Raw genomic sequence first — 21,894 nt, forward strand, 5'->3', positions numbered from 1 at the left:
TAGGGTTGCAGATTTATTAGGAATAAAATGCGAAAAGAAGAAGAATTGTTGGTTGCACTACGGCGCGTGATCCGCGCTGTAGATTTGCGCAGCAAACAGTTGAGCAAGCATGTTGGGCTTACAGGCCCACAATTGTTGGTAATGCAAAATATTCAGGAAAAGCCTAGTATTATGGTGCGAGAAATCGCTGAAAACATAAACCTAAGCCCTGCTACCATTACCAACATACTTGATCGCCTTGAAGGCAGAGATTTAGCAACCCGTATCCGTAGTACGCAAGATAAGCGTAAAGTAGGCGTGTTCCTTACAGAAAAGGGAAAAGTGGCAGTGGTTAATGCCCCTCGCCCACTACAAGAACACTTCGTGGAGCGCTTTTCGCAGCTAAAAGAATGGGAGCAAAGCCAGATGGTTGCTACCGTTCAGCGAATTGCGAGCATGATGGATGCAGAAGATATTGATGCATCGCCGTTTCTTGAGCTTGGTAGTATTTCGGAAAAACCTAACTAGAGCGAAGTGAATACTGTTTGAGTTAACTGGCTTACGCAGTGCTTACGACAAAACGAAACTAGAAAAAACAAAACAGCCAGCTTATGCTGGCTGTTTTTTGTACTTATAAAAGCTTTTTGCGAAAGTGCGAAGCGTTTATTTGATGGGTTTTAATCTAACATTAGGTCATAGTGTAAATTAGCGTTTAAAATTAGCGCACAAATCAGGGCTCTAATCAGATTGCTTGTCAGCTTGTTTATCAGCAGCCTTCAAAGGGTTTACCCGGCCACCAGTGACTTTATCAGCGCGGCCTTCTTCTTTGGCTTTCTCGGCACGGCGTTTTCTTATTTCTTTCGGGTCGGCAATAAGCGGGCGATAAATCTCTATCCTGTCGCCATCTTTTACAGTATCGCGTAACTTAACTACCCTGCTCCATATGCCCACCTTCGTGCTAGATAAATCGATATCTGGGTATTCATTAAGTAGATTCGACGCTTGAATTACTTCTTCTACGGTTGCGCCTTCTTTTATCGCCACATCTACCAAAGATTGCTTAGTAGGAAGTGCATAAGCCACTTCAATCTGCATTAAGCCTTCACTCACGCGTAAACACTCCTAGCACGCTCAGTAAACGCAACAACCATATTGGCTGCCAAATTGTTGAAGATTTTACCAAATGCCATTTCTACTAACTTATTGGTAAATTCAAACTCAAGATTTAGCTCTATTTTACACGCTTCGTCTGATAACGCAGAAAATGTCCATCCGCCGGTTAAATAGCGAAACGGCCCATCGACTAGCTGCATGTCAATACGCTTACCTGGTTCAAGTTCGTTATGGGTAGTGAACCATTGTTTAATACCTGCTTTTGCCACTAGCAATGAGGCTTTCATATTTTCGCCAGATGCTTCTAGAACCTTGCTGTCTCGACAACCTGGTAGAAACTGCGGATAGGCCGCAACATCGTTTACCAAGTCGAACATAGCCTGGGCGCTGTGTGCTACCAATGCACTGCGTTGTATACTCGCCATGTACTTCACTATATAAATATCGAAAGGCGCATTATATCATAGAAAAAATACCACAGAAAAAACCCTTCTCTCATCTTCGCTTTTTCCGTTTCGCCCCCACATCGTTATGTAAGGATACAATACCCTCGCGTTATTGGGTGAGCGCTAGAGTGAACACTAAATATTAGTAAATGAACTAATAAATATTGTGATGGGTATACAGACATTCATACAGCAATCAGTATAATAGCGAGCATGAAAAAGAATAAAGCCAACAAAAACACCACAGGTACTATCGCGCAAAACAAAAAAGCGCGTCATGACTATTTCTTAGAGGACAAATTTGAAGCAGGTATTCAGCTTCAAGGCTGGGAAATTAAAAGTATTCGCTCCGGTAAGGTTAACATTTCCGATTGCTACGTGATTATTCAGAATGCCGAAGCTTATTTGGTAGGTTGTCGCATTAGCCCGTTAAACCAAGCCTCTACTCACGTTGTGTGTGAACCCGAACGTGCGCGTAAATTATTATTGAAAAAGCGCGAACTAGACCGACTTATGGGCGCAAGAGACCGACAAGGTTACTCTATTGTGGCCACTGCCATGTATTGGAAGAAATGCTGGGTTAAGTTAGAAATCAATCTTGCCAAAGGTAAGCATGAGCGAGACAAACGAGACTCGCTAAAAGATCAAGACTGGCAACGTCAGAAAGAAAGAATGATGAAACACAGCGTTTAACGCTGTGTTTTACTTTTAGCTAGCCCTTATCTTCTGGACTGGCTTTTGGGCTGCTGCACGCCAACGTCATTTACGCTATCTGTACTACTAGTGCTAACGCTGTTACTTGACTGACTTGTAAGTTGTACACTGCCGTTTTTAGCATTAACGTCACGCTTGGTCATCGATTTGCGGTGCATCATATCAAGAACCAAACTCCACAATGGCGAAGGCGAACGTAAGGTGGTTAAGTTATTACCTAAACGCCTAAGCTGACGGCGTACCATAGCCATGTTTGCCAAGCTAGCTAACGATTTATCTTTCCACGTACAATGCGGAATAACACCGGAATAACGCCATTCTTGCTGCCACTTCTTGGCTAAATCAGGTGTAATAGCCAACGCACTGGCTAACCCCACCAATGAACAACCTTGCTGAATCACTTTTTCAGCCACTTCAGCTCGCTTAATTCCGCCCGTTGTCATTAACGGAATATCAGTTTTAGTTTCAAGGGTGTGCGCAAATTCCAAGAAGTAGGCTTCACGTGCAAGGGTAGTATCGTCTCGGGTTTGCCCTTGCATAGCAGGTGCTTCGTAACTGCCACCAGACAATTCCACTACATCAACACCTAACGCTTCTAAACGGCGTACTACTTCACAGGCATCATCAAAACTGAATCCGTTGCGCTGAAAATCAGCAGAATTCAGTTTAACCATAACAATAAAGCCACTTGGGCATACCGCACGAATTTGGCTAACAATATTAATTAGCAAACGGGCACGGTTAATAATAGAACCGCCCCACTCGTCTTGTCGCTGATTAGTTAGCGGCGATAAAAACTGCGTGAGTAAATACCCGTGCGCCGCATGAATTTCAACGCCATCAAACCCAGCTTTTTGAGCTTGCACTGCGGTTTCAACAAAGCGTTTGCACACATCGTGAATGTCTTGGCAGGTCATTTCTTTGGGTACGGCAAACAATTTTGAGTGTTTCCCCATATCAAGTGGTATCGCAGAAGGCGCAATTGCTTTGCCCTGCATAGCTTTAAATACCTGACGACCAGGGTGATTAATTTGCATCACCGCCAGCGCGCCATTTGATTTGATAATTTTAGCCCAGCGCTCGAAAGGTTCTAAGGGGGAATCTTTGTCTAGCACAACGCCGCCCGGGCCCGTCATCGATTCACGATCGACCATCACGTTACCCGTAATGACCATGCCCAAGTTACCATGCGCCCAATATCGATAAAGGGTGTACAGCGCACTGCCAGGTAGACTGCCAGCACTCGACATGTTCTCTTCCATCGCTGCTTTTACAAGGCGATTACGTACCACTACCCCGCAAGGTAAGGTATAAGGAGTATAAATTATTGAGTCAGAAGGCATTGGCACATCAATTGTAATTTTAAGCCGGTACACTTTAATGCTTATTGACGATAAATGCATCTTTTGAAAGCAAAATATAAAGAAATCATTTAACCGCAAGCAAGTTATGTTATACTGCGTTTTCACACTCGGGGCTGATTAGGATTCGACAGGATCTTGGAAGCCGGAGGTGCATGCAGAGGTGCGGCTGGCCTCTTAAAAAAGCCGCATACAAATAGTCGCAAACGACGAAAACTACGCACTAGCCGCTTAATAACCGGTATAGGCCCTTCCACCACAGCTTTGTTTGCTAGCGTGGATTCGGAAGGTCATCCAAGCAAACTAGCGAGGGAAACTCTCCTGAGGTTGAACCGCGAAATAGTATCGGGACAGCTACCAAGAACCCTGTTTGTCGGGGTCTAAAGTAGTTAAAGAAAAGACAAACTAAGCATGTAGTACCAAAGGTAGACATTTTCTGGACGCGGGTTCAAATCCCGCCAGCTCCACCAATTCGTATCAAGCCCCTTTTTAGGGGCTTTTTGCATTTTATGGGTAAACAAAAAAGTAAACCTGTCATTTGAGCTTTAAAACTAGGCTATCTGTGGTGCTAGCAATAGAAATATGATGCATTAGTCGCGTATAATTGCCGCATAATAAAAAACTCAATGTTGCTGCCTGTTTTCGTTTTGTTAATTAGGCCCACTTTGATTCAAAATATTCCTCTACACCAAATTTTTATCAAGTTGCCATACAGAAGGTTAGCGTAGATTCGCTGCCTATTTATATTGCACAATTTTTCAAAACGTATTTGTTATTGATGGGCCTGCATACTTCACATAATTGGTCGCCATCAAATCTATAAGGTATTTATGTCTGCATCACCTTCAAACCGAAGCGCCGTAGTTTGGCCTATTTTAGTGATGGCGCTTGGCACGTTTGTGTTAGGGCTCACAGAGTTTTCATCTATGTCGATGTTGCCTTTAATCGCTGAAAGTTTCGATGTTACGCCATCTATGGCCGGCAATGTAATAAGCGGTTATGCAATAGGTGTAGTCATTGGCGCACCGTCATTTATGTTACTTACCAACAAGACCAACAGGCGCACTTCGCTAATCATCTTTGCAGCAATGATGTGTATAGCTAATGGCTTAAGTGCTATCGCTTCCAGCTTGCCTGAGTTGGTATTTTATCGCGTGTTGTCTGGTTTGCCCCACGGCGCTTACTTTGGAACCGCGTTATTGATTGCCGCGAGTATGGCCCCTGCTGGTAAGCGTGCCAGTTACATGTCGATGGTGTTTGCTGGATTAACCATCGCCACTATTGTGGGTGTGCCCATGGCAACGCTAATTGGGCAAAACATGAGTTGGCGAGTGTGTATGGCGCTAGTGGCGGTACTTGCACTTGTTACTATTGTACTCATCTATTTCTTGGTACCAAGCAGTCCAATCACTACCCCATCGAACTTACGAGAAGAGTTTGGCGTACTTAAGAACAAACTCGTATGGTCAATTTCAGGCATCATATTTGTTGGCTTTGGGGGTGTGTTTTGTATTTATACCTACCTTGCCGATACCATATTAAACGTAACCAACTCACCTGAGGTAACCATTTCGGTTGCCATGATGATGTTCGGTATTGGTACCACTATCGGTAATTGGTTTATTAGTAAACTTGCTGATAAGTCACCTATTCGCACCACTGGTATTGCGCTGTTGTGCAGCGTTGGCGTATCTCTCATGTATGTATTTGCTGCAAGTAATATTTGGTGGCTTTACCTTACTGTGTTTCTACTTGGCGCAAGTGTTGGCTTAGCCGCCGTTATTCAGTCGATGTTGTTAGATGTTTCACCCACGGGGCATGCAATGATAGGCGCTTTAGTGCAATGCGCATTTAATACGGCAAATGCCATTGGCCCGATGTTAGGCGGCGCTTTGTTGGCATCAGGCGCTAGTTTCAATGAAACTGGCTACGTATCAGCTATGTTGTTCTTTGGTGGCTTTATTATGTGGGCGCTTAGTTATTTACAACTGCGTAATCGCAATCCCAGCCTTGCTACTAGTTAACAAATAAAGGGGTCAGAGTACATTTTTCTATAATGTACTCTGACCCAATTTCCTACCCCATTTTCACTATCAATTAAAATTGGCTCTCATCAACCAACTCAAGCCAAATAGGATTGGTATAGGCTTTGCGGTCTTCGTTATCTTCTACCACTAACGCTACCCAGCCAGAGGCTTGTGGAACTTCAAAGCTAACGGATTCGTGATCCCCAGTAAGCGTTTTATTTTCAAGCACTACGCTGTTCACGGCTCTTTGCTTATTGGTTGCGGTAGTTGTGGCTGTGCTATCACTACCAATTAATCGTACAGACTTTAGGCCATTTACCGCCACCAAATCGAAACTAATGGTTTGCGTTTGTGCCTTGGCAAGCTTCATTGTATCGCCAAACATTACGTTCTTAGGGTAAATGACTGGGCCGTAAGATACATAAGAATGGCCATCTTTTGCTGCTTGCGCGAAGGCTTTTGCATTGGGTTTGCCGCCCGTGTAAACGAACAACCTGTTCAAGCCACTTTCTTGATTCCACACATCATGGGTGTCCGACCCTGCGGTGAAATAATACGGTAAACCTTCGTTCCAAAATTGATGCGCTTTGTTGATGGTCGGCTCATTATTAACTGCCGCGTTTAATTCAAATAAATCGATATTAGGATTAAAGCCACCTGGCGCTGTTCCCTTCTCTAGGCTACTCAAATAGCCGTAAGGAATGTAGGGGTGGTTGGATGCAATAACAGTTGCTCCCATGCGTCGAATATCTGCAATAATGGCATGAATATCATCTACACCTGGGTCTACCCTGAGCTGTGCACCGCTATCTATCGGAAAGGCATTAAAGTGGCCCCAAGAAGGCGACACTTCTATGGAAGGTATAAAGGGCACGCCACGCTTATCTGCCAACGTTTGAATGTAGTCATTGTTTTTTGTGGAATCGTGGTCGCTTACAAACAATACGTTCAAACCAGCCGCTAATTGTGAGCGCACTAAATAATTAGGTGATGTAGAACCTTCAAGTACGTTTGCATGATGGTGCAAATCGCCTGCATACCAACCGTGTTGTGTTGGATACGTCTCAACGTCAATAGCACTGGCAATATTGGTTGTGGTATTCGCTTTTACGGTAACTGACTTTAAATCCATCTTTGCATTAAAACCTGCGCCATAAGAAACGCTAAATAAGTAATCACCTGGTGCTAAGGCGAAGGTCGCTAGTCCTTGTTCATTAAGCTCTGTAAAGAAGGTACGCGAGCCCAAGTATTCAATAAGGGGCTGGTTACCTTTCTCGATAATAATCTTGGCGTCTATTGCGCCTTTAGTTTTGATATCTGAAACATTGAAACTAACTTCTCCTGGCGCATTAAGTTCATCAAACGAGAGGGTTTGGACAACGTCTTTTTGAATCGTTACTTGGTGAGTTTTACTGTCTGAATGGCGTTTTCCTGTGGCATATATTTCATAGTTGCCTACAGGCAAATTGAAGCTGTATTCGCTAGTTTCACTTTCATTGCCTAAAGCCCACATGTAAGGAACATCATCTTTCAGCACCACTATGGTAGCTTTTTCAACGGCATTACCATCTGGCGTGGTTACCCTTCCTAGAAGCGTGCCTTTATCAAGGTTTTTGCGTTTAATTTCAGCGTTAACTACTGGTGCTAAATTACCGCGAGGAAGTACTTGGTAGTCACCTGTAAAACTAACACTTTGCGCGGGTTCTAAAACAGTGTTGGTGTAGAGATCTCGCGATTGGTTTTTTACTTCAGTCATGTACGGAGCATGTAATGCAATTGCCCAATCTTCGCCGTAACCTACAAAGCGGTCTGCCAGCCAAACTTTATTTGCTTGAGTTTCAGTTACTTGAGTTTCAGTTGCATGAGTGTCACCGCTGGCATGGCTTTCTTCCATGGCATCAGTGGTTTTGCTTTTCTCACTTGGTACGGCAAATTTATACCCTGAATCTGGCCATAACGTATAGCCTGAAAGCAATGCTAAATCGCTATCGCCCTTATTGGTCATGGTGGTTTCAACACGAATAAGGTCTGAGCCCTCAAAAAGGCGGTAAGTGGTACTTACTTCAGTTTCGCCGAAGTCTCTTTTAATATTAACCGCAGCTTCTTTGGCGGTGTCTTTAAGAATATCAATTTTGGTGTAGGTGTTGGGCCAGCTCGACCAGTTATTTGGTATGAAATCGGCAAAAGCCACACGGTCGTTACTTAGGGTGCCATCCTCTTTCACATTAGCAATATCAACAATACACCCTCTTGCTACGCCCCACGGCGGTGCGGAGTCTACTGCAATTGCAAATGCTAATTTATCGTTTTGAATGGTTAAATCTTTATCAGCGGTGGCATTTCCGTGTGGAATGGCCGTTTTACCTTTTGTGATACTAACCGAGGCATGACTTGCATGTGATAAAAGACTACCCGATACCAGTAATGAAATACCCAATAATGCAGGGCTAAGCGTCGAAAACTTCATAGAAACACCTTATGTGGTAATACAAGTCGCTTGAGTGAATAGCGTAAAAAAAGATAGAAATAACGCATAAAAATAACGTATAGCTGCGCAAAAAGGCGATAGCATTTCAAAATAAAGCCGCTGCCAGTAAGCCTGGCTGCGGCCTTATTATTTTGTATTACAAAGCGCTATTGCTAACGCTTTTTCTATGGCTAATTACATCGCAACGCGCACGTTGAAAGAAGCGATGCGGGGAGCACCAATCCATCCAGCGTTTGCCGCAATAGAACCAAGGTAATCTTCATCGAACACATTGTTTACCGTAAAGCTTAGCTCTACGCTGTCAATGCTGCCGCCGATGTCGTAAGCCGTTTTACCTAAATACAGGTCACTAACAATGTAAGAGTCAGTTTCTTGCGTATTAGCTTGGTCTAAGAAACGCTCACCTACATATTTTGTGCTAAAGCCAGCGTAGAAATCACCTTTGGTGTAATCAAAACTAACCACAGCCATGTCTTCTGGTGAACCTATTACGGTATTACCGCTTACGCCTTCATCAGTGTAAGTTGAGTCATTTTTAGTATAAGAAACATATATGCCTAGTGAATCGGTAATGCTGTAATCAATTGATGCTTCAATACCATCAGATTCAATACCACCGTCATTGATGTAGCCGCCTGCAGCAGATTCTAAGAAATCGATACCATTCACGTCTTCGTTACTTACAAAGGTGATGCGGTTTTCAAATTCAATCGTGTAATACGTTAAGCTTGCATTAAACCCTGGCGTTGAATAACGTAAACCGAAATCGATATTGTCTGCGGTTTCTGGCTCTACCGTACTGATATCAGTATCGTCACGTTCTAATACAGCATCTTTAACGGCTGCAAAGTTCTCTGCATATCCACCGAAAAGCTCTAAACCGTCAACCGGTAAAGGTGCAACGAAACCAGCTGAAATAAGTACATCAGAGTCAGACGATATGTCTAAGTTATTTTCAGGGGTAAATTGGTCTTCTTTAGACACATCAACATTAAACTGTTTTGCCCCTAAACGAATTTTAGCGAACCCTGCATCAAGTTCGTTTTCAACATAGTACATCAGTGTTTCAACCGGAAACTCTCGGTCGTACTGAACCCAATAAGGGGTGTTCTCATAACGAGCGCTAGTTGAAGCATCAATGGTTTTGTGCCAGTCGCGGTATTCGTCACGCTGATAATCTTCGTACCAAAAACCACCACGAACTACGTTGTCCATATCGGCAATAGTTGTATGCCAAACAAAATCACCGTTTATGCCGTAACGCTTCTTGTTGTAATGTGTGTGCCGATTAGAGCTTACTGCAAGAGCGCCTTGCTCGTAGCAATTTGGATCAACTTCAGCACCGCCACCACCATAAGGTGAACTGATTGAGCTTACACAGCCATCAACCGGTGATAAGGCTTCGCCAGCACTATTTACAAAGTAAATTAAACCTTGTGAAGCACCGCCATAAGCGGTAGAAGATGAGTCTAATTCAGAGTTTGCATTACCTGCGCCATCGTCGGTTACATCAGCAATATAGTATGGGTTCCACTTACCGGTACCTTCGTTTTCGTGATAATAAACGTTAGTACTAAAATCGATACTTCCCACTGAGAAATCGGCTTTTAGGTAGGTGAAGAAGTTCTCGCGCTCGGTAACCCATCCTCCACGATAAACCTGATCTTGATATGGAATGCCAGACCAACTTTCCGTTAATCCATCCCAATCAGGGTTTTGAGCATACTGTGCTAATCCATAAACACGCTGATAAGTGTATTCTTGTGCATCGTCGTAACTCACATAACCGGTGAGATCTACTTCACCTACTGTGCTAATGATTTTACCTTCTAAATGGTCACGGGTATTGGTAATCGACCCATCCATGTAATCATCATTTTGCTGTGTAGATAATGAAAGCCATGCAAACGTATCTGGGGCAATCTCACCGGTATCGTAACGAACATAAACTTTACTACCGTTGTATTCTGCAAACGTAGTGCTTACTGTTAGTTGCTCGTCTAGTGCAGGCATGATGGTTGTGAAATCCATCGTACCGCCTAGCGCTTCATTCGAACGAGAACTGATATCAGCGGTACCTTGAGAAACCACAGTACCACGTAAGTTTTCGGTATCAATATAACGGCTGGCTTTAGTACCACCACCGTAATTCGAGTTACCGTTGGCGATGCCATCAACGGTCATCCCGATTTGCTGAGAGTCTAGGTTAACCTGAAAACCACGAATTGAAATCGTAGTAGACCATTCATCAGAACCAAATGGGTCGCCTTCAGTTACCAATACACCTGGCAAATTGTCGATAAGCGCCAATGCACTAGTCATCGGGGTCTGTTGCTTTTTCATTTCAGTTGACGTTGCACTGTTGGCGTATGAAACGTTACGCCCAGTCACTAATATTGATTCAACATCTTTGTCTTCTTCAGCGGCTTGCGCATCAGCTTCTTGAGCAAGTGCATGCATTGACGTTAATGACATCGCTGCAAGTACAGACAAAGTTATAAAACTTCGTTTTTTTGGCACATAAGTGTTCATAAAACTCCCGTTGTGTGTTGTGTTTTATTTTCTGTTATTAAATTGATAGTGATGTTTTTATTTGAGGCTCTTACGGCCCTGAATCTATTTTTGTAAAATCGATTTCGTTATCTTTAGGAGAACTATCGATATTTCTTACCGTTTTCGGTTTTCGGTACAGCATGAAGAATGCGCAGCTGAAAAACAGGCCGATGACTAATGCACCTACCCACTGAATTTGTAAAAACTCTAATTTGAAAAGCAGTGTCAGCAAGGAAAGCATGGCGACATTCATGGCAATGTATTTCAATTTACCGAAGCGCTTTACCGTTAAATTGAGATTGTCTGTATACAAGCGAATAAGCGAATCTAGGGAATTAATAACGAACACGATCCCCACGAAAGCCATCGCAAAATTTTTCAAACCTGTGGTAGGTATACCCGCCTCGTGATATTGATAAATAACACTGAACCACACAGCAATAGGTATTGAAGGAAATATCAGCATGGCGCCTAGCACTTGATAGGTGCGTAATCCACCCACAAAACGCGAGGTAAACTGCCCAATCATGATGCTCCACGCGAACCACCAAAATAAGTAAAACTCGTGATAGTCGTTTAGCGGCAATACAAAGTGTTCAATGTTTCCAAAGTAACTGCCTATCAGCTCTAAATTATGTGTAAATGCAGCAATTTGGCTGTCACTTCCCAAGAACGCCCCTGCCCACATAAAGCCAATTAACGCGATAAACAACCATGTGGTAGAAATGCTCAGTAACCGCACATACTTAATGTCGGTACTGGAGTAAACAGCAAAGCAGATAGCCGCAAACACGATGAAATAGAAAGTAGGTATGATGGACTCACCATCGCCTATAGCCGGTAAGTACCACGGTAAATTCGATAGCAGTAGAAATGCGGTAAATGCACAAGTGCCAATAATGACCACGTTGTTTATGAATTTAACCAAAGGTATTTCGAAAAACTTAACCTTAGGCTCTACCACGCAAAAATAAAAACAGGTAAGAAAGTAAAAGCCCCATATTAGGAAGCCCCAATAACCAAACTCAATCGCAATAGGGTTAGTAAAGGCGTATTCAGGGTTCGCTGTTAAATTCTCATAGCCACCGAACTCGGTAAGCGGAAACATGATTAGGCCAACGTCTAGGCCTGAGGTAAACAGGATAGCAATGAAGGTGAAAAGTCTCACCGGTGTTACACCGATACATTTCACATTTCCCCATTTAGCGAGAATAACCACAATGGCCAATAGGGTGAAAATGATCCCAGCATTAAGCCATAAGGTCATTACTAGCTCCCCAAAAAAATCGATAAAACTTCATCTTTCTTCCTGTTGTTATACTTTTCATGCGTACCCAAAAATGCCTCTTGGGTACGTGTAAGCCGTTCAGGTTAAATGGTTGAATTGCGCTGAACTGTTTCCCAATTAGCAGATGTAGCAACGCTTACCGATGAATGTGCTAGCGCAGGCTTGCCCAGTATTAAATCAGCCGCTTTTTCGGCCACCATAATGGTCGGCGCGTTTAAGTTACCGTTAGGCACTGTTGGGAAAATTGAAGAATCCACCACACGTAAGCTCTCAATACCATGCACTTGCGTACTGGAGTTCACTACTGCCATGGCATCTTCACCCATCTTGCACGAGCAAGACGGGTGATAAGCGCTTTCAACCGCTTGACGCACAAAGGCGTCAATTTCTTCATCGGTTTGAATATGCTTACCCGGTTGAATTTCATCTTCTCGGTAATCATCAAACGCGCTTTGTTCAATGATTTCACGGGTTAAGCGCACGCAGGCACGAAAGCCTTCAATGTCATCTTGATGCTGCAAGTAATTGAACTGAATTTTGGGTGCGTCGGTAGGGTTAGCCGTTTTTATGGTAACGGCACCGCGGCTTTTAGGCTTGTTGTGACCAACATGCACCTGAAAACCATGGCCATCAAAGGCACTGCGCCCGTCGTAACGCATAGCTGCTGGTAAGAAGTGATATTGAATATCAGGCCATTCAACACCTGGCTTCGAGCGAATAAACGCACAAGATTCAAAATGGTTGGTGGCGCCTAATCCTTTGCGAGTAAACATCCAGCGCGCACCAATAAGGCCTTTTGAAATCAGCCCTAATTTGCCATTCAGCGTAATGGGCTGTTTGCACTTGTACTGGAAGTAGAATTCCAAGTGATCTTGAAGGTTCTGCCCTACCCCTGGCAAATGGTGCTTAACGTCAACGCCTGCCGCTTTAAGGGTGTCGCTGTCGCCAATACCAGAAAGCTGTAATAAATGCGGCGAGCCAATAGAACCAGCGCTTAGCACCACTTCTTTATTGGCTGTTGCTGTAATGCGTTTGCCGTTTACGCTGTACTGCACACCTACTGCTTTTTTGCCTTCAAGCAACACTTTTTCAGCCAGTGCACCAGTAACTAATGTAAGGTTTTTACGGGATTTAACCGGGTCTAAATATTCGCGACTAGCTGAACTACGCACACCGTCTTTTACGGTCATGTGCATGGGGCCGAAACCTTCTTGCTGAGCAGCGTTATAGTCGGCTGTTGCGGCATAACCCGCTTCTTGACCCGCTTCAATAAAGGCGGTGTATAAAGGGTTGGCCATTTCGTTACCATTATTAACCCCTAATGGGCCCTTTCCACCACGGTAGTCATCTTTACCTAAATAAAAAGACTCGGCTTTTTGAAAATAAGGTAAACAAGCTTGGTAGTTCCAGCCTTGTGCGCCGTGTTCTTCCCACTCATCGAAATCTTTTGCATGGCCGCGAACATACACCATACCGTTTATAGATGAGGAACCACCCAATACCTTACCTCGTGGGCAATGCATTTTACGGTTATCTAGAAACGGCTCTTCTTCGGTGTGAAACTGCCATGCATATTTGTCGCTATTCATGGGAATAGACAATGCCGTGGGCATTTTAATGAAAATGCTTTTATCGCTGCCGCCGGTTTCTAGCAAGAGCACGTTATTATTTGCGTCTTCTGATAGTCGGTTAGCTAACACACACCCTGCAGAGCCAGCACCTACTATGATGTAATCATATGCTTGCTTACTCATTAAAACGGACTCTCGATGTCGGTCATGCCCACATATACTGATTTGGTTTGTGTGTAGTGATCTAGCGTTTCAATACCATTTTCACGGCCAATGCCCGATTGCTTATAGCCACCCACAGGCATTTCAGCCGGTGAATTACCATAGCTGTTTATCCAACAAATACCCGCTTGCAGCTTATGGATAACACGGTGTGCCCGTTTAATATCTTTGGTAAATACGCCTGCAGCCAAGCCTAAATGGGTATTGTTTGCACGCTGAATAACATCGGCTTCATCTTCAAACACCAATACACTCATGACTGGGCCAAAGATTTCTTCCTTAACAATAGTCATGTCGTCGGTGCAATCGGTAAACACGGTAGGTGCTACAAAGTAGCCGTTTGGCGCAGATTCTGGGCTTAGTGTTGTACCGCCTGTTAGTACAGTCGCCCCCTCTTCTACACCTTTGTTTATGTAGCTCATCACTAGGTCTTGGTGATTTTGAGAAATAAGTGCGCCTAAATTTACGTTAGGGTCGAGCGGGTCGCCTGCAATTATGTTTTCTTCAGTACGGGTTTTAAGTTCGTCTATAAACGCTTGGTATACAGATTTATGTACGTACACTCGTGTGCAGTTTGTGCAAACTTCACCTTGGGTATAAAAGTTACCCAGCATAGCAGCGCTAACCGCTTGCGATACGTCGGCATCGTCAAACACCAACAATGGTGATTTACCGCCAAGTTCCATAGTTACATCTTTCAACGAACCTGCTGCGCTAGCCACTACCTTTTTGCCTGTGCCGACTTCGCCAGTAAAAGACACTTTTTCAATATCAGGGTTTTGGGTCAACCATTGGCCTACTTCTGCTGCACCTTGTACAACATTAAACACGCCCGCTGGTACGCCCGCTTCAAAGAAGATTTCAGCCAGTTTAATGGCACCTAACGGTGTTTCTTCTGAAGGTTTAAATATTAATGCGTTGCCTGCGGCCAATGCAGGGCCAGATTTCCAACACGCAATTTGTAATGGATAGTTCCATGCGCCAATACCTGCACAAATACCAAGTGGCTCTTTGCGTGTGTAGTAGAAGTCTTCGCCTACCATCTGCTGTTGGCCTACTTGCGTAGGAGCCAGGCCAGCAAAGTACTCAATAACATCAGCACCGGTTACAACATCAACACACTCGGCTTCTTGCCAAGGCTTACCGGTATCTAGCACTTCAATTTTAGCCAGTTCATCGTTACGTTCGCGTAGTAGTGCTACCGCTTTTGATAAAACACGACTGCGTTCTACCGGTGTCATAGCAGACCACGTAGCAAAACCTTCTTTTGCGCTAGCTATTGCCGCTTTTTGCACCGTCTCATCAGCCACTTCTACGTGATAAATGACATCGTCGGTAGCGGGGTTTTTAACCGCAAATGTTTCGCCGCTTTTATTGGCAATGAATTGGCCATGAATAAAATTTTGATAAACCGGTGTTGTCACATTAAAACCTATTTTGATAACTGTCAGCAGATTAGAACTCGCTAACATTGTTCAAATTTACTTCGTCAGGCATGCTTACTACTTTACGCAATGCCTGATCGCTCGAATAACACACATACCGTTTGATTAAGGTCTTGAATCCATTATTTATGCTCAAAACGTTCACAGATAGCGTTTTCACCGCAGTCTACAAATACTAGAAAACCTTATATAACTGCCAATCGAATCTTTAATCATCGAAACTTTAATTGTCGAAATTTCAATTCAAGAAACGGTTCCATTCAGTATTGAAGACTAGAGAAGATATTCAACTCTATCTGAGAAATGTGTATTTTTTATTAATTGATCGTTCAATAAAAATAAATACTAAGGTAATAACACTAATAATTCAACGTTGACAAAGGCTGATTTTTTTTAAAAATCATTTGAGCTAAATCTAAGAGGCTTTGTTTTAACCTAAACAGGGGGGTTAAAATGCGTACATATTGCTTTTTTATTAGCCTAATTCTTTTGATTTAGTTTTATTTATGTACAGTTTCGAAGGGTGGGTGTAGCAATCAGTTAGAACATTCGCTTTTTAGAATTGCTGATTAGATAGAACACGAACAATTTCTTCCACTAAGCACTAACCTATGAGTAGATTATAAAACAACCAAATAAACTTGTGGAAATCAGCGTTTATTGCTTAATTAGATAGACAGAATTGTTTCCCTCGAATGACTTCAAAGTATAATAGCGCCCTATAAAAGCGATATAATCCGTAGTATTGTTCGTAACAAAACCAAACTAGTGCATACTTTCGTAAGAAGCGGTAACACTGTGATGAATAAGGCGATAATTACCTAAGTGCACAAGATTAAACTCACGCAAGATGAAAACCTGTCTTTAAGAGTCGATTATCAGCTGTTACCTAGCGATCATCAGCGTCTCGACCTGTTTTTTTCACTGCCTGATGAAATGGGTATTAGTTCGAAGACACTTACCGAAGAACAGTACTTTCACCACAGTATTCAAAACCACAGTGCCTATTATTCAGATCAGTTGCATGTTCCCTTGGTGCGTAGCCGCTTTATTAGTCAGAAAAAAGGCGAGCAAAGTGACTACCGACTAAATTTAAACTTGTACTCGTATCAAATCCGTACTGCACTCGACACCGATGTAAAACAAACGCTAAAGATTAAAGATAGCAAATCGTTTTACCCGCAAGCCATTGTGCTAGCAGAGCAAACCTCAGACCTATTGAAAAAGCTTAGGCGCTACACCCCTTCTGATGAAAAGTTACGGGCATATTTTGAGAATGCTGATAATTATTTAAGTTGGCAGGTAGAGCAGTCGTTTTTAAAGTTGCTCTCTTCTGCCCCGAAAAGTAGTGACTATTCCAGTGAACGCAAATTTCTTCTCGACTTTTGTAAACGCGAAAATCAGTACCGCGCAGATAACCAATATAACTCGCAGATTACGTTAGACGATCCAAACCGCATTACTAACAAAATGCGACTACTACAGCGTTTAATTGAATACGGCGTGGTATTTCAAAAGAAAACGAAAAGCCTAAATACCTATTTAAACCGGTTAGTTAAGGGTACGGTAACCGCGGTAATTATGGCTGCGGTGATGGTGTTGGTACTAAACGCTCGCACTAATTTTACCGAAGTGACTGTGGCCTTCGTGGGAATTCTTGGTGTTATTTACGGGCTTAGGGAAATATTTAAAGAAGACATTACTCGGGTAATTTGGCGGCGTATTCAAAAAGGCCTACCGAAGTGGAAGATTATTTATAGCCACAGTGTAAACAAAAGCAGAATTGCCACTCAAACCATTTGGCTTGAATACATTCGCAATAGAGATTTGCCCAAGCAGGTTGATAGGTTGTATCAAACCCGAAGACAGCAAAACAAGCAAGCAGCCCAGTTGCTTCATTTTCGTAGCGACATTCGCGTGAATGCGAAAAGCTTCTTGCCGGGTTACGATGAAATACAACAGCGTATCTACTTTAATCTAACTCCCTTTGTTCGTTTTCTTAAAAAAGGCGAAGGTAGGCTGTATTCGCTAGAAAATAACAAAATTACCAAACAAGCTGTTGAGCGTCGCTATCAAATAAACGTGGTACTAATGCATACCAACAAACAAAAGCAGCAGCAAGTTCAGCGATTTAAAATAACGTTAAACCGCTCTACTATTATCAACATAGAAGCCTTAGAAGTGCGAGAAGCTGACTAACCTAGTACTAATCGCCCACTATTAATTAGCCCTGCGATTAAACCTATAAAACCAAGAATAAGACCACCGTAAAGCCCGAGAACGTTAGTAACATTCACTGAGTTTTCATCTTGAACGTCTGTACTCTTATTCTGGTTGAACTTACCATGCTGTTCGCGCTTTTCATGCAATTCACACTCTATATCAGAAGGTGCCGTACTTAGTTTCTGTGATGGCGAGTAAATAATTTGATGAGCGCGCTTTGTTAAAATAGCGATACCTGCACCAAACCCGCAGTAGGTTAATAGCGGTGCTATAAACCCAGTAGAAAATTCATAAGAGGCTGCGAATAAAACACCCCAAACAAAAATCCACACTAGGGTGTAATTACGCACTCGCTTAAGCTTTTTCTTGTTAGACTCATGCCTCATGTGGCGTTCAGCCAATTTATGTGAAGCAATTACCGCCACCATGGCAACAAGCGCACCTAACATAGCGCCACTTAATACCCACACCACTTTACTCCAAATACTGTTAAGTACGCCGCCTTTAGATGCACTTCCTGTAGCCCCTGCAGTTACCGCCGCTGCGGCGGGTTTAGGGCCAGCTAGCAATGATAATGTCATTGAAGTAAATGTAACCGCTGGCGTTGTAGCAATAATAACGCGGCTGAATTTATCCAGTGTTAAGGTTTTAAGCATGGCGCGTGCCCGGGAAAGCTTTTGTCTTACTGCAGCATCAGAAATGTCGAGTAATTGCGCCACATGTTTTGTAGAGCATTGCTCTCGATAATATAACAACACCACTTCTCTGCTATCTGATGGCAGTTCATCAATAAGGGCTGCAACTATTTTCTTCGTTTGCTCATCTGACACGCTAGCTTCCAGCGTATCGCCACTTTTGCAGAAACTTTCCAGAATACTTTCGCCCTCATCACCTTTTATCGATTGTGAAACTTTGTTGTCTCGCAGGTAATTAATGGCCATGTAACGGGCCACTTGGCGTACCCAAGGCATAAAACTTTTAGGGTTGGTTAAGGTAGCTAGGTTTTGCCAACAATTAATAAATACTTTTTGCGCTACGTCTTCGCTAGCATCTATATCTTTTACAATGCCTAGAGCAATTGCAGTGACCGTATTTTTGCTGGCATTTATTAAGCGTTCGAAAGCTTTAAGATCACCACTTTGTGCGGCAATGACATCTGAAGAATACACGTCCATGCGCTTACTCCTTTCCTAAAAACTGTGTTGTCTGTTGCAATAACCAAGGCAAATTGTCGAACATAATAAAATGACGAGATTGGGTATTCATTATTACACTTGCTTGGCTTGCTTCAGCAAATTGTTCTGCGTATAAGCGCTCTACCATCTCTTTATTATCGTCGCTATTGAAGCCTCCACTAGCGCCAAGAAACAGTATAGGCGTATTACTAGTAGTTATAGCCGAGCGCAAATCTGATGTCATTAGGTCAGCCATTATTTGCCCCACTGTTTCGGGGTGCGAACCTGATGCCATAGACAGCACTTTCGTTTGATTTAATTCACTGGTTGCCTGAATGTTAACGCCTTTGCGAGTGTAGGCAGTTAATTCGGCACTATCCATATTGGCGTATTGCGATTTCAACTTGTTCGCATAAGGCTGTGCCTGCGCTGCAGTTACCTGATTGCTTCGGGTAAAAATAGGCGTAATAAACGGTAAGCCATCTACTGATACCACCTTACTTACTCTATCTGGCAGCGCAAGGGCCAATTGATAAGCTATGTGACCGCCCATACTATGGCCAATAACTATTACATTATTCAGGTTGTTATCTTCAATATAAGATACTAGCGCAGCAGTAATTTTGGATAATCGGTTATTTGGATAGACTTTGTTGTTTGCAAACCCTGCTACTTGAGCAAAGTGGCTTCGATATCCATCTTTATAATAATTACCAAGCCCTTGGGATAAATCTGACCAAACTGAAGCGTTAGACATTAAACCTGGTATAAATAACACGTTTAGTTCTTTAGCTTTAGTTGCGTGGTCGGTAATAACGATGTTATTGGCGATACCAGATGCTGAGGGCGTAGTTTGTTCGTAAACAGTAACAGGTTGAATGGCTACCGCTTGCTCATCTTCTGCATTTATTTTAAGTGAATTAACTGCCAACAAGGCAGCACAAATTAGCGTGGTTACATTTAAGGTTTTCATGGTTTAACTCCTCTTTTATGTATAGTCACGCCGAGTGGCAAAAGTGTGACAACATTTTTAGAGAAGAAATATTAACGGGCTATTTTGAGTCGCTGATGCAATGCATTGCTGGCATTAATTACTCTTATTAATGATAAGTGCCACTAAAAAAATAGCGCAGCTTATTAAGGTAAACCACCAAACCAATGATATCGATAAAGGCAGTGGCGCATAAACTGCCGCTATTAACGAACCGCCCGTTAATAGCCATCCACTTACACGTGTTGCAGTGTGAACAAATGCCCTTCGCTTGCGATTGAATATGCTTGCCACTTGCTTGAAATGTTTATCGCTTGCTAGCGCAAGTAACGCAATGCCCAATATTACTAATATAAATACTGTCACCATTATCGTTTTCTCGCTTTTATGTTCGGTACGTCTGCAGACTTGGTGTGTGGAACATATCCGTTTGACGTGCGTACTAAGCGAACCTTTAACCCGCGAGCTAGTGCCATAAAGCCCACACCACATAATGCGAATACAACAATAAAGCTTAGATAAGTGATATCCCAAGTAGCAACGGCATCGAGGGCACGTTCAACAGGTATACTAACCGAGACTACGGCTAACGCTATATAACTTAAGGCGGCAACACATGTTTGCTCATACCAAGCATTGTGACTTGGCCGAATAATGGCATGCCCTACACTACATATCCATGCAATGAAAAAAGCATTCACTTCCATACTTGCACGGTTAATCATGTCTGCAGGTAATAGTCTATTCGCCAAAAAGAAAACTGATGTGGCAATAGCAATCCCCATTATTGCAGCAATATTACCCTTTTCCATAATACGTAAAGATAAGGAAGAGTCATCTCGAAGAGAGTTAGCAGTTAAATAGGCAGTTCTACGCTTGTTAACCCAAATTATTAGCCCTGTTGCAATTAGCGCGCTACCCAGTGCACCTAAACCAAACAGCAACCACCGCAAACCAATGGTGGCAAAGTTAGCTTGATGTAACCCATACATTATTCGCCTGAAGGTGGCTGGTGCACTTTCATCGGCGTAGCCTTCTAATGGCGCTGCGGTGTAGCTTTCATACACCAACCGCTCGCTACGATTCGATACCGAAAGGCTTTTGGTACGCTCTACAATAAATCGGCTATTTTCCTTAAATGGCGCTTCAACTGTAATGCGCTTAATCGCGTTGGGCTCTTTCCAATGCTTTTTTAAATTAGTGAGGATAGCGGGATAAGCGACGCTTTTACTTTCTCCGTCTGTATTTAGCGCCTCCACGCTACTACTGAGCGTGGGCAAGGATGGAATAATAACTTTGTTAACGCCTCGCTCGCCCTTCTCAAAATGCATATTTGCTGAAAATGGCATGTACATAATGGCGTAAATCATAATAGCGCTAATACAAATCATTAGGCAGAAAGGCAGCGTTACAATGCCTATTAATGCATGAAAATCAGTTGTCCACTTTGTTAGCTTACCCTTTCTTAAAGTGAAGAAGTCTTTGAAAAAACGTCTGTGGGTATATATTCCGGTGAAAAGCGCAAGCAGCATCGCCATGGCAGCGACCCCAGCAATATAGCGCCCGCCGTATCCTCTTAGTTGTAAGGTGTAATGGAATGTTCTGAAAAATATCCCGCCTTTGGTATCTGTGGCTGTCTCTATTGGTATTGCATCTTTATTAAAACTTACTAAATGGCGCGTTTTGCCTTCACTCCACTGAACATACCAATGATGATCACGTGGCGTAGGTAAGTAAATTCGCCATGAATTGGTATTTGTTGCGTGCGCTTCTAAGTAGTCTATCGATTTCTCTAATTGGTAGCGCTGTCCCTGTGCATACACTTGGTTTTGTTGCTGCGAATCTCCCGCGATAACTTGTCGCTCTGGCATCATCCAATAACTAATTTCAGGGGTAAAATAGCTAAGGGTTCCCGTAACGAAAATAACGAACAGCAACCACCCGGTTATTATGCCAAGGTAAGTGTGAAGCCAAATCATTGATTTTCTAAATGTCGTTTTCACAATACGTCTACCAAGGGTAAAAATAGCACTGCCACTGCAATCAATAAGATTGAGCTAATCAACCATTTTGCAATGTTGGAAACCGTGAAGCTGGCAATGAAAAAAGCGAAAAATACTATGTAACTCAGCATGCTAGCGGATAACACTGCTACGCCTTCGCTTATATACGTTAATTTTACCAACCCGTAGGTTAAGTAAATTGATGAGAGTGCGGATAGCACATAGCCGCCAATAATGGCGGCTATGCTACGCAGTGTAATAGCTACGTTTTTATTCAAACTTGGTTATTACCTGT

At 43.0% G+C, this 21,894-nt stretch carries 17 protein-coding genes and 1 other RNA gene; 5 read left to right on the plus strand and 13 right to left on the minus strand.

Translation table 11 applies throughout. The features are described 5' to 3' along the window. Nucleotides 1–27: 27 nt before the first annotated feature. On the plus strand, nt 28–507 hold the full coding sequence (locus tag Q4561_RS03340; protein WP_303457580.1) for a MarR family winged helix-turn-helix transcriptional regulator: 480 nt from the start codon (nt 28–30) through the stop codon (nt 505–507). A 210-nt stretch (nt 508–717) separates the two neighbouring features. Here the strand turns inward: Q4561_RS03340 and Q4561_RS03345 are convergent, their stop codons facing one another. Beyond that, the gene (locus Q4561_RS03345; RefSeq protein ID WP_303457582.1) at nt 718–1,089 is read right to left on the minus strand and encodes an RnfH family protein; all 372 of its coding nucleotides are present in this window, start codon (nt 1,087–1,089) and stop codon (nt 718–720) included. After that, a complete protein-coding gene (locus Q4561_RS03350) occupies nt 1,086–1,517 on the minus strand; it encodes a type II toxin-antitoxin system RatA family toxin (RefSeq protein WP_013783879.1) in 432 nt (143 codons plus the stop codon). Before Q4561_RS03350 ends, Q4561_RS03345 begins: the two co-directional genes overlap by 4 nt. A gap of 234 nt (nt 1,518–1,751) precedes the next feature. On the opposite strand from Q4561_RS03350, the gene smpB reads away from it, so the two are divergent. Continuing rightward, complete coding sequence (smpB, locus tag Q4561_RS03355) at nt 1,752–2,231, plus strand: SsrA-binding protein SmpB (RefSeq protein ID WP_013783878.1); 480 nt, start codon at nt 1,752–1,754, stop codon at nt 2,229–2,231. Nucleotides 2,232–2,257: 26 nt separating this feature from the next. Here smpB and Q4561_RS03360 read toward each other — a convergent pair whose 3' ends face one another. Further along, complete coding sequence (locus Q4561_RS03360; protein WP_303457583.1) at nt 2,258–3,595, minus strand: NADH:flavin oxidoreductase/NADH oxidase family protein; 1,338 nt, start codon at nt 3,593–3,595, stop codon at nt 2,258–2,260. A 130-nt stretch (nt 3,596–3,725) separates the two neighbouring features. On the opposite strand from Q4561_RS03360, the gene ssrA reads away from it, so the two are divergent. Both ssrA and Q4561_RS03370 read left to right on the plus strand, forming a co-directional pair. Beyond that, nucleotides 3,726–4,083: a transfer-messenger RNA gene (gene ssrA / locus Q4561_RS03365) on the plus strand. Nucleotides 4,084–4,443: 360 nt separating this feature from the next. Further along, on the plus strand, nt 4,444–5,637 hold the full coding sequence (locus Q4561_RS03370) for an MFS transporter (RefSeq protein ID WP_303457584.1): 1,194 nt from the start codon (nt 4,444–4,446) through the stop codon (nt 5,635–5,637). 73 nt (nt 5,638–5,710) lie between these two features. Here the strand turns inward: Q4561_RS03370 and Q4561_RS03375 are convergent, their stop codons facing one another. The 5 genes from Q4561_RS03375 to betB all read right to left on the minus strand — a co-directional run bounded on the left by Q4561_RS03375 (nt 5,711) and on the right by betB (nt 15,186). Continuing rightward, nucleotides 5,711–8,107 (minus strand): CehA/McbA family metallohydrolase, encoded by a 2,397-nt coding sequence (locus Q4561_RS03375; protein ID WP_303457585.1) that lies wholly within the window; start codon nt 8,105–8,107, stop codon nt 5,711–5,713. A gap of 195 nt (nt 8,108–8,302) precedes the next feature. Next, nucleotides 8,303–10,660 carry a TonB-dependent receptor gene (locus tag Q4561_RS03380; RefSeq protein WP_303457586.1) on the minus strand — a complete coding sequence of 786 codons (2,358 nt, stop codon included), beginning with the start codon at nt 10,658–10,660 and terminating at the stop codon, nt 8,303–8,305. Between the two features lie 70 nt (nt 10,661–10,730). Beyond that, nucleotides 10,731–11,948 (minus strand): BCCT family transporter, encoded by a 1,218-nt coding sequence (locus Q4561_RS03385; RefSeq protein ID WP_303457587.1) that lies wholly within the window; start codon nt 11,946–11,948, stop codon nt 10,731–10,733. A 104-nt stretch (nt 11,949–12,052) separates the two neighbouring features. Next, complete coding sequence (gene betA / locus Q4561_RS03390; RefSeq protein ID WP_303457588.1) at nt 12,053–13,723, minus strand: choline dehydrogenase; 1,671 nt, start codon at nt 13,721–13,723, stop codon at nt 12,053–12,055. Continuing rightward, nucleotides 13,723–15,186, minus strand: a complete 1,464-nt coding sequence (betB, locus tag Q4561_RS03395; protein WP_303457589.1) for a betaine-aldehyde dehydrogenase — start codon at nt 15,184–15,186, stop codon at nt 13,723–13,725. The genes betA and betB overlap by 1 nt, the downstream gene beginning before the upstream one ends. An 846-nt stretch (nt 15,187–16,032) precedes the next feature. On the opposite strand from betB, the gene Q4561_RS03400 reads away from it, so the two are divergent. Next, nucleotides 16,033–17,406: a hypothetical protein gene (locus Q4561_RS03400; RefSeq protein WP_303457590.1), complete on the plus strand. Its 1,374-nt coding sequence runs from the start codon at nt 16,033–16,035 to the stop codon at nt 17,404–17,406. Here the strand turns inward: Q4561_RS03400 and Q4561_RS03405 are convergent. From Q4561_RS03405 to Q4561_RS03425, 5 genes are all read right to left on the minus strand, one after another. Further along, nucleotides 17,403–18,605 (minus strand): RNA polymerase sigma factor, encoded by a 1,203-nt coding sequence (locus Q4561_RS03405; RefSeq protein WP_303457591.1) that lies wholly within the window; start codon nt 18,603–18,605, stop codon nt 17,403–17,405. The two genes, Q4561_RS03400 and Q4561_RS03405, sit on opposite strands and share 4 nt — an antisense overlap. A 4-nt stretch (nt 18,606–18,609) precedes the next feature. Then, entirely contained in the window at nt 18,610–19,578 is a 969-nt protein-coding gene (locus Q4561_RS03410) for an alpha/beta hydrolase (RefSeq protein ID WP_303457592.1), read from the minus strand. Between the two features lie 114 nt (nt 19,579–19,692). Further along, on the minus strand, nt 19,693–19,965 hold the full coding sequence (locus Q4561_RS03415; RefSeq protein ID WP_303457593.1) for a DUF3325 domain-containing protein: 273 nt from the start codon (nt 19,963–19,965) through the stop codon (nt 19,693–19,695). Continuing rightward, a complete protein-coding gene (locus Q4561_RS03420) occupies nt 19,965–21,599 on the minus strand; it encodes a PepSY domain-containing protein (RefSeq protein WP_303457594.1) in 1,635 nt (544 codons plus the stop codon). Before Q4561_RS03420 ends, Q4561_RS03415 begins: the two co-directional genes overlap by 1 nt. Further along, nucleotides 21,596–21,877, minus strand: coding sequence for a hypothetical protein (locus Q4561_RS03425; RefSeq protein WP_303457595.1), 282 nt, complete (start codon nt 21,875–21,877; stop codon nt 21,596–21,598). Before Q4561_RS03425 ends, Q4561_RS03420 begins: the two co-directional genes overlap by 4 nt. Nucleotides 21,878–21,894: the final 17 nt, after the last annotated feature.

The organism is Alteromonas sp. 1_MG-2023, assembly GCF_030547075.1.
In the GTDB taxonomy this organism is placed as follows: Bacteria; Pseudomonadota; Gammaproteobacteria; order Enterobacterales; family Alteromonadaceae; genus Alteromonas.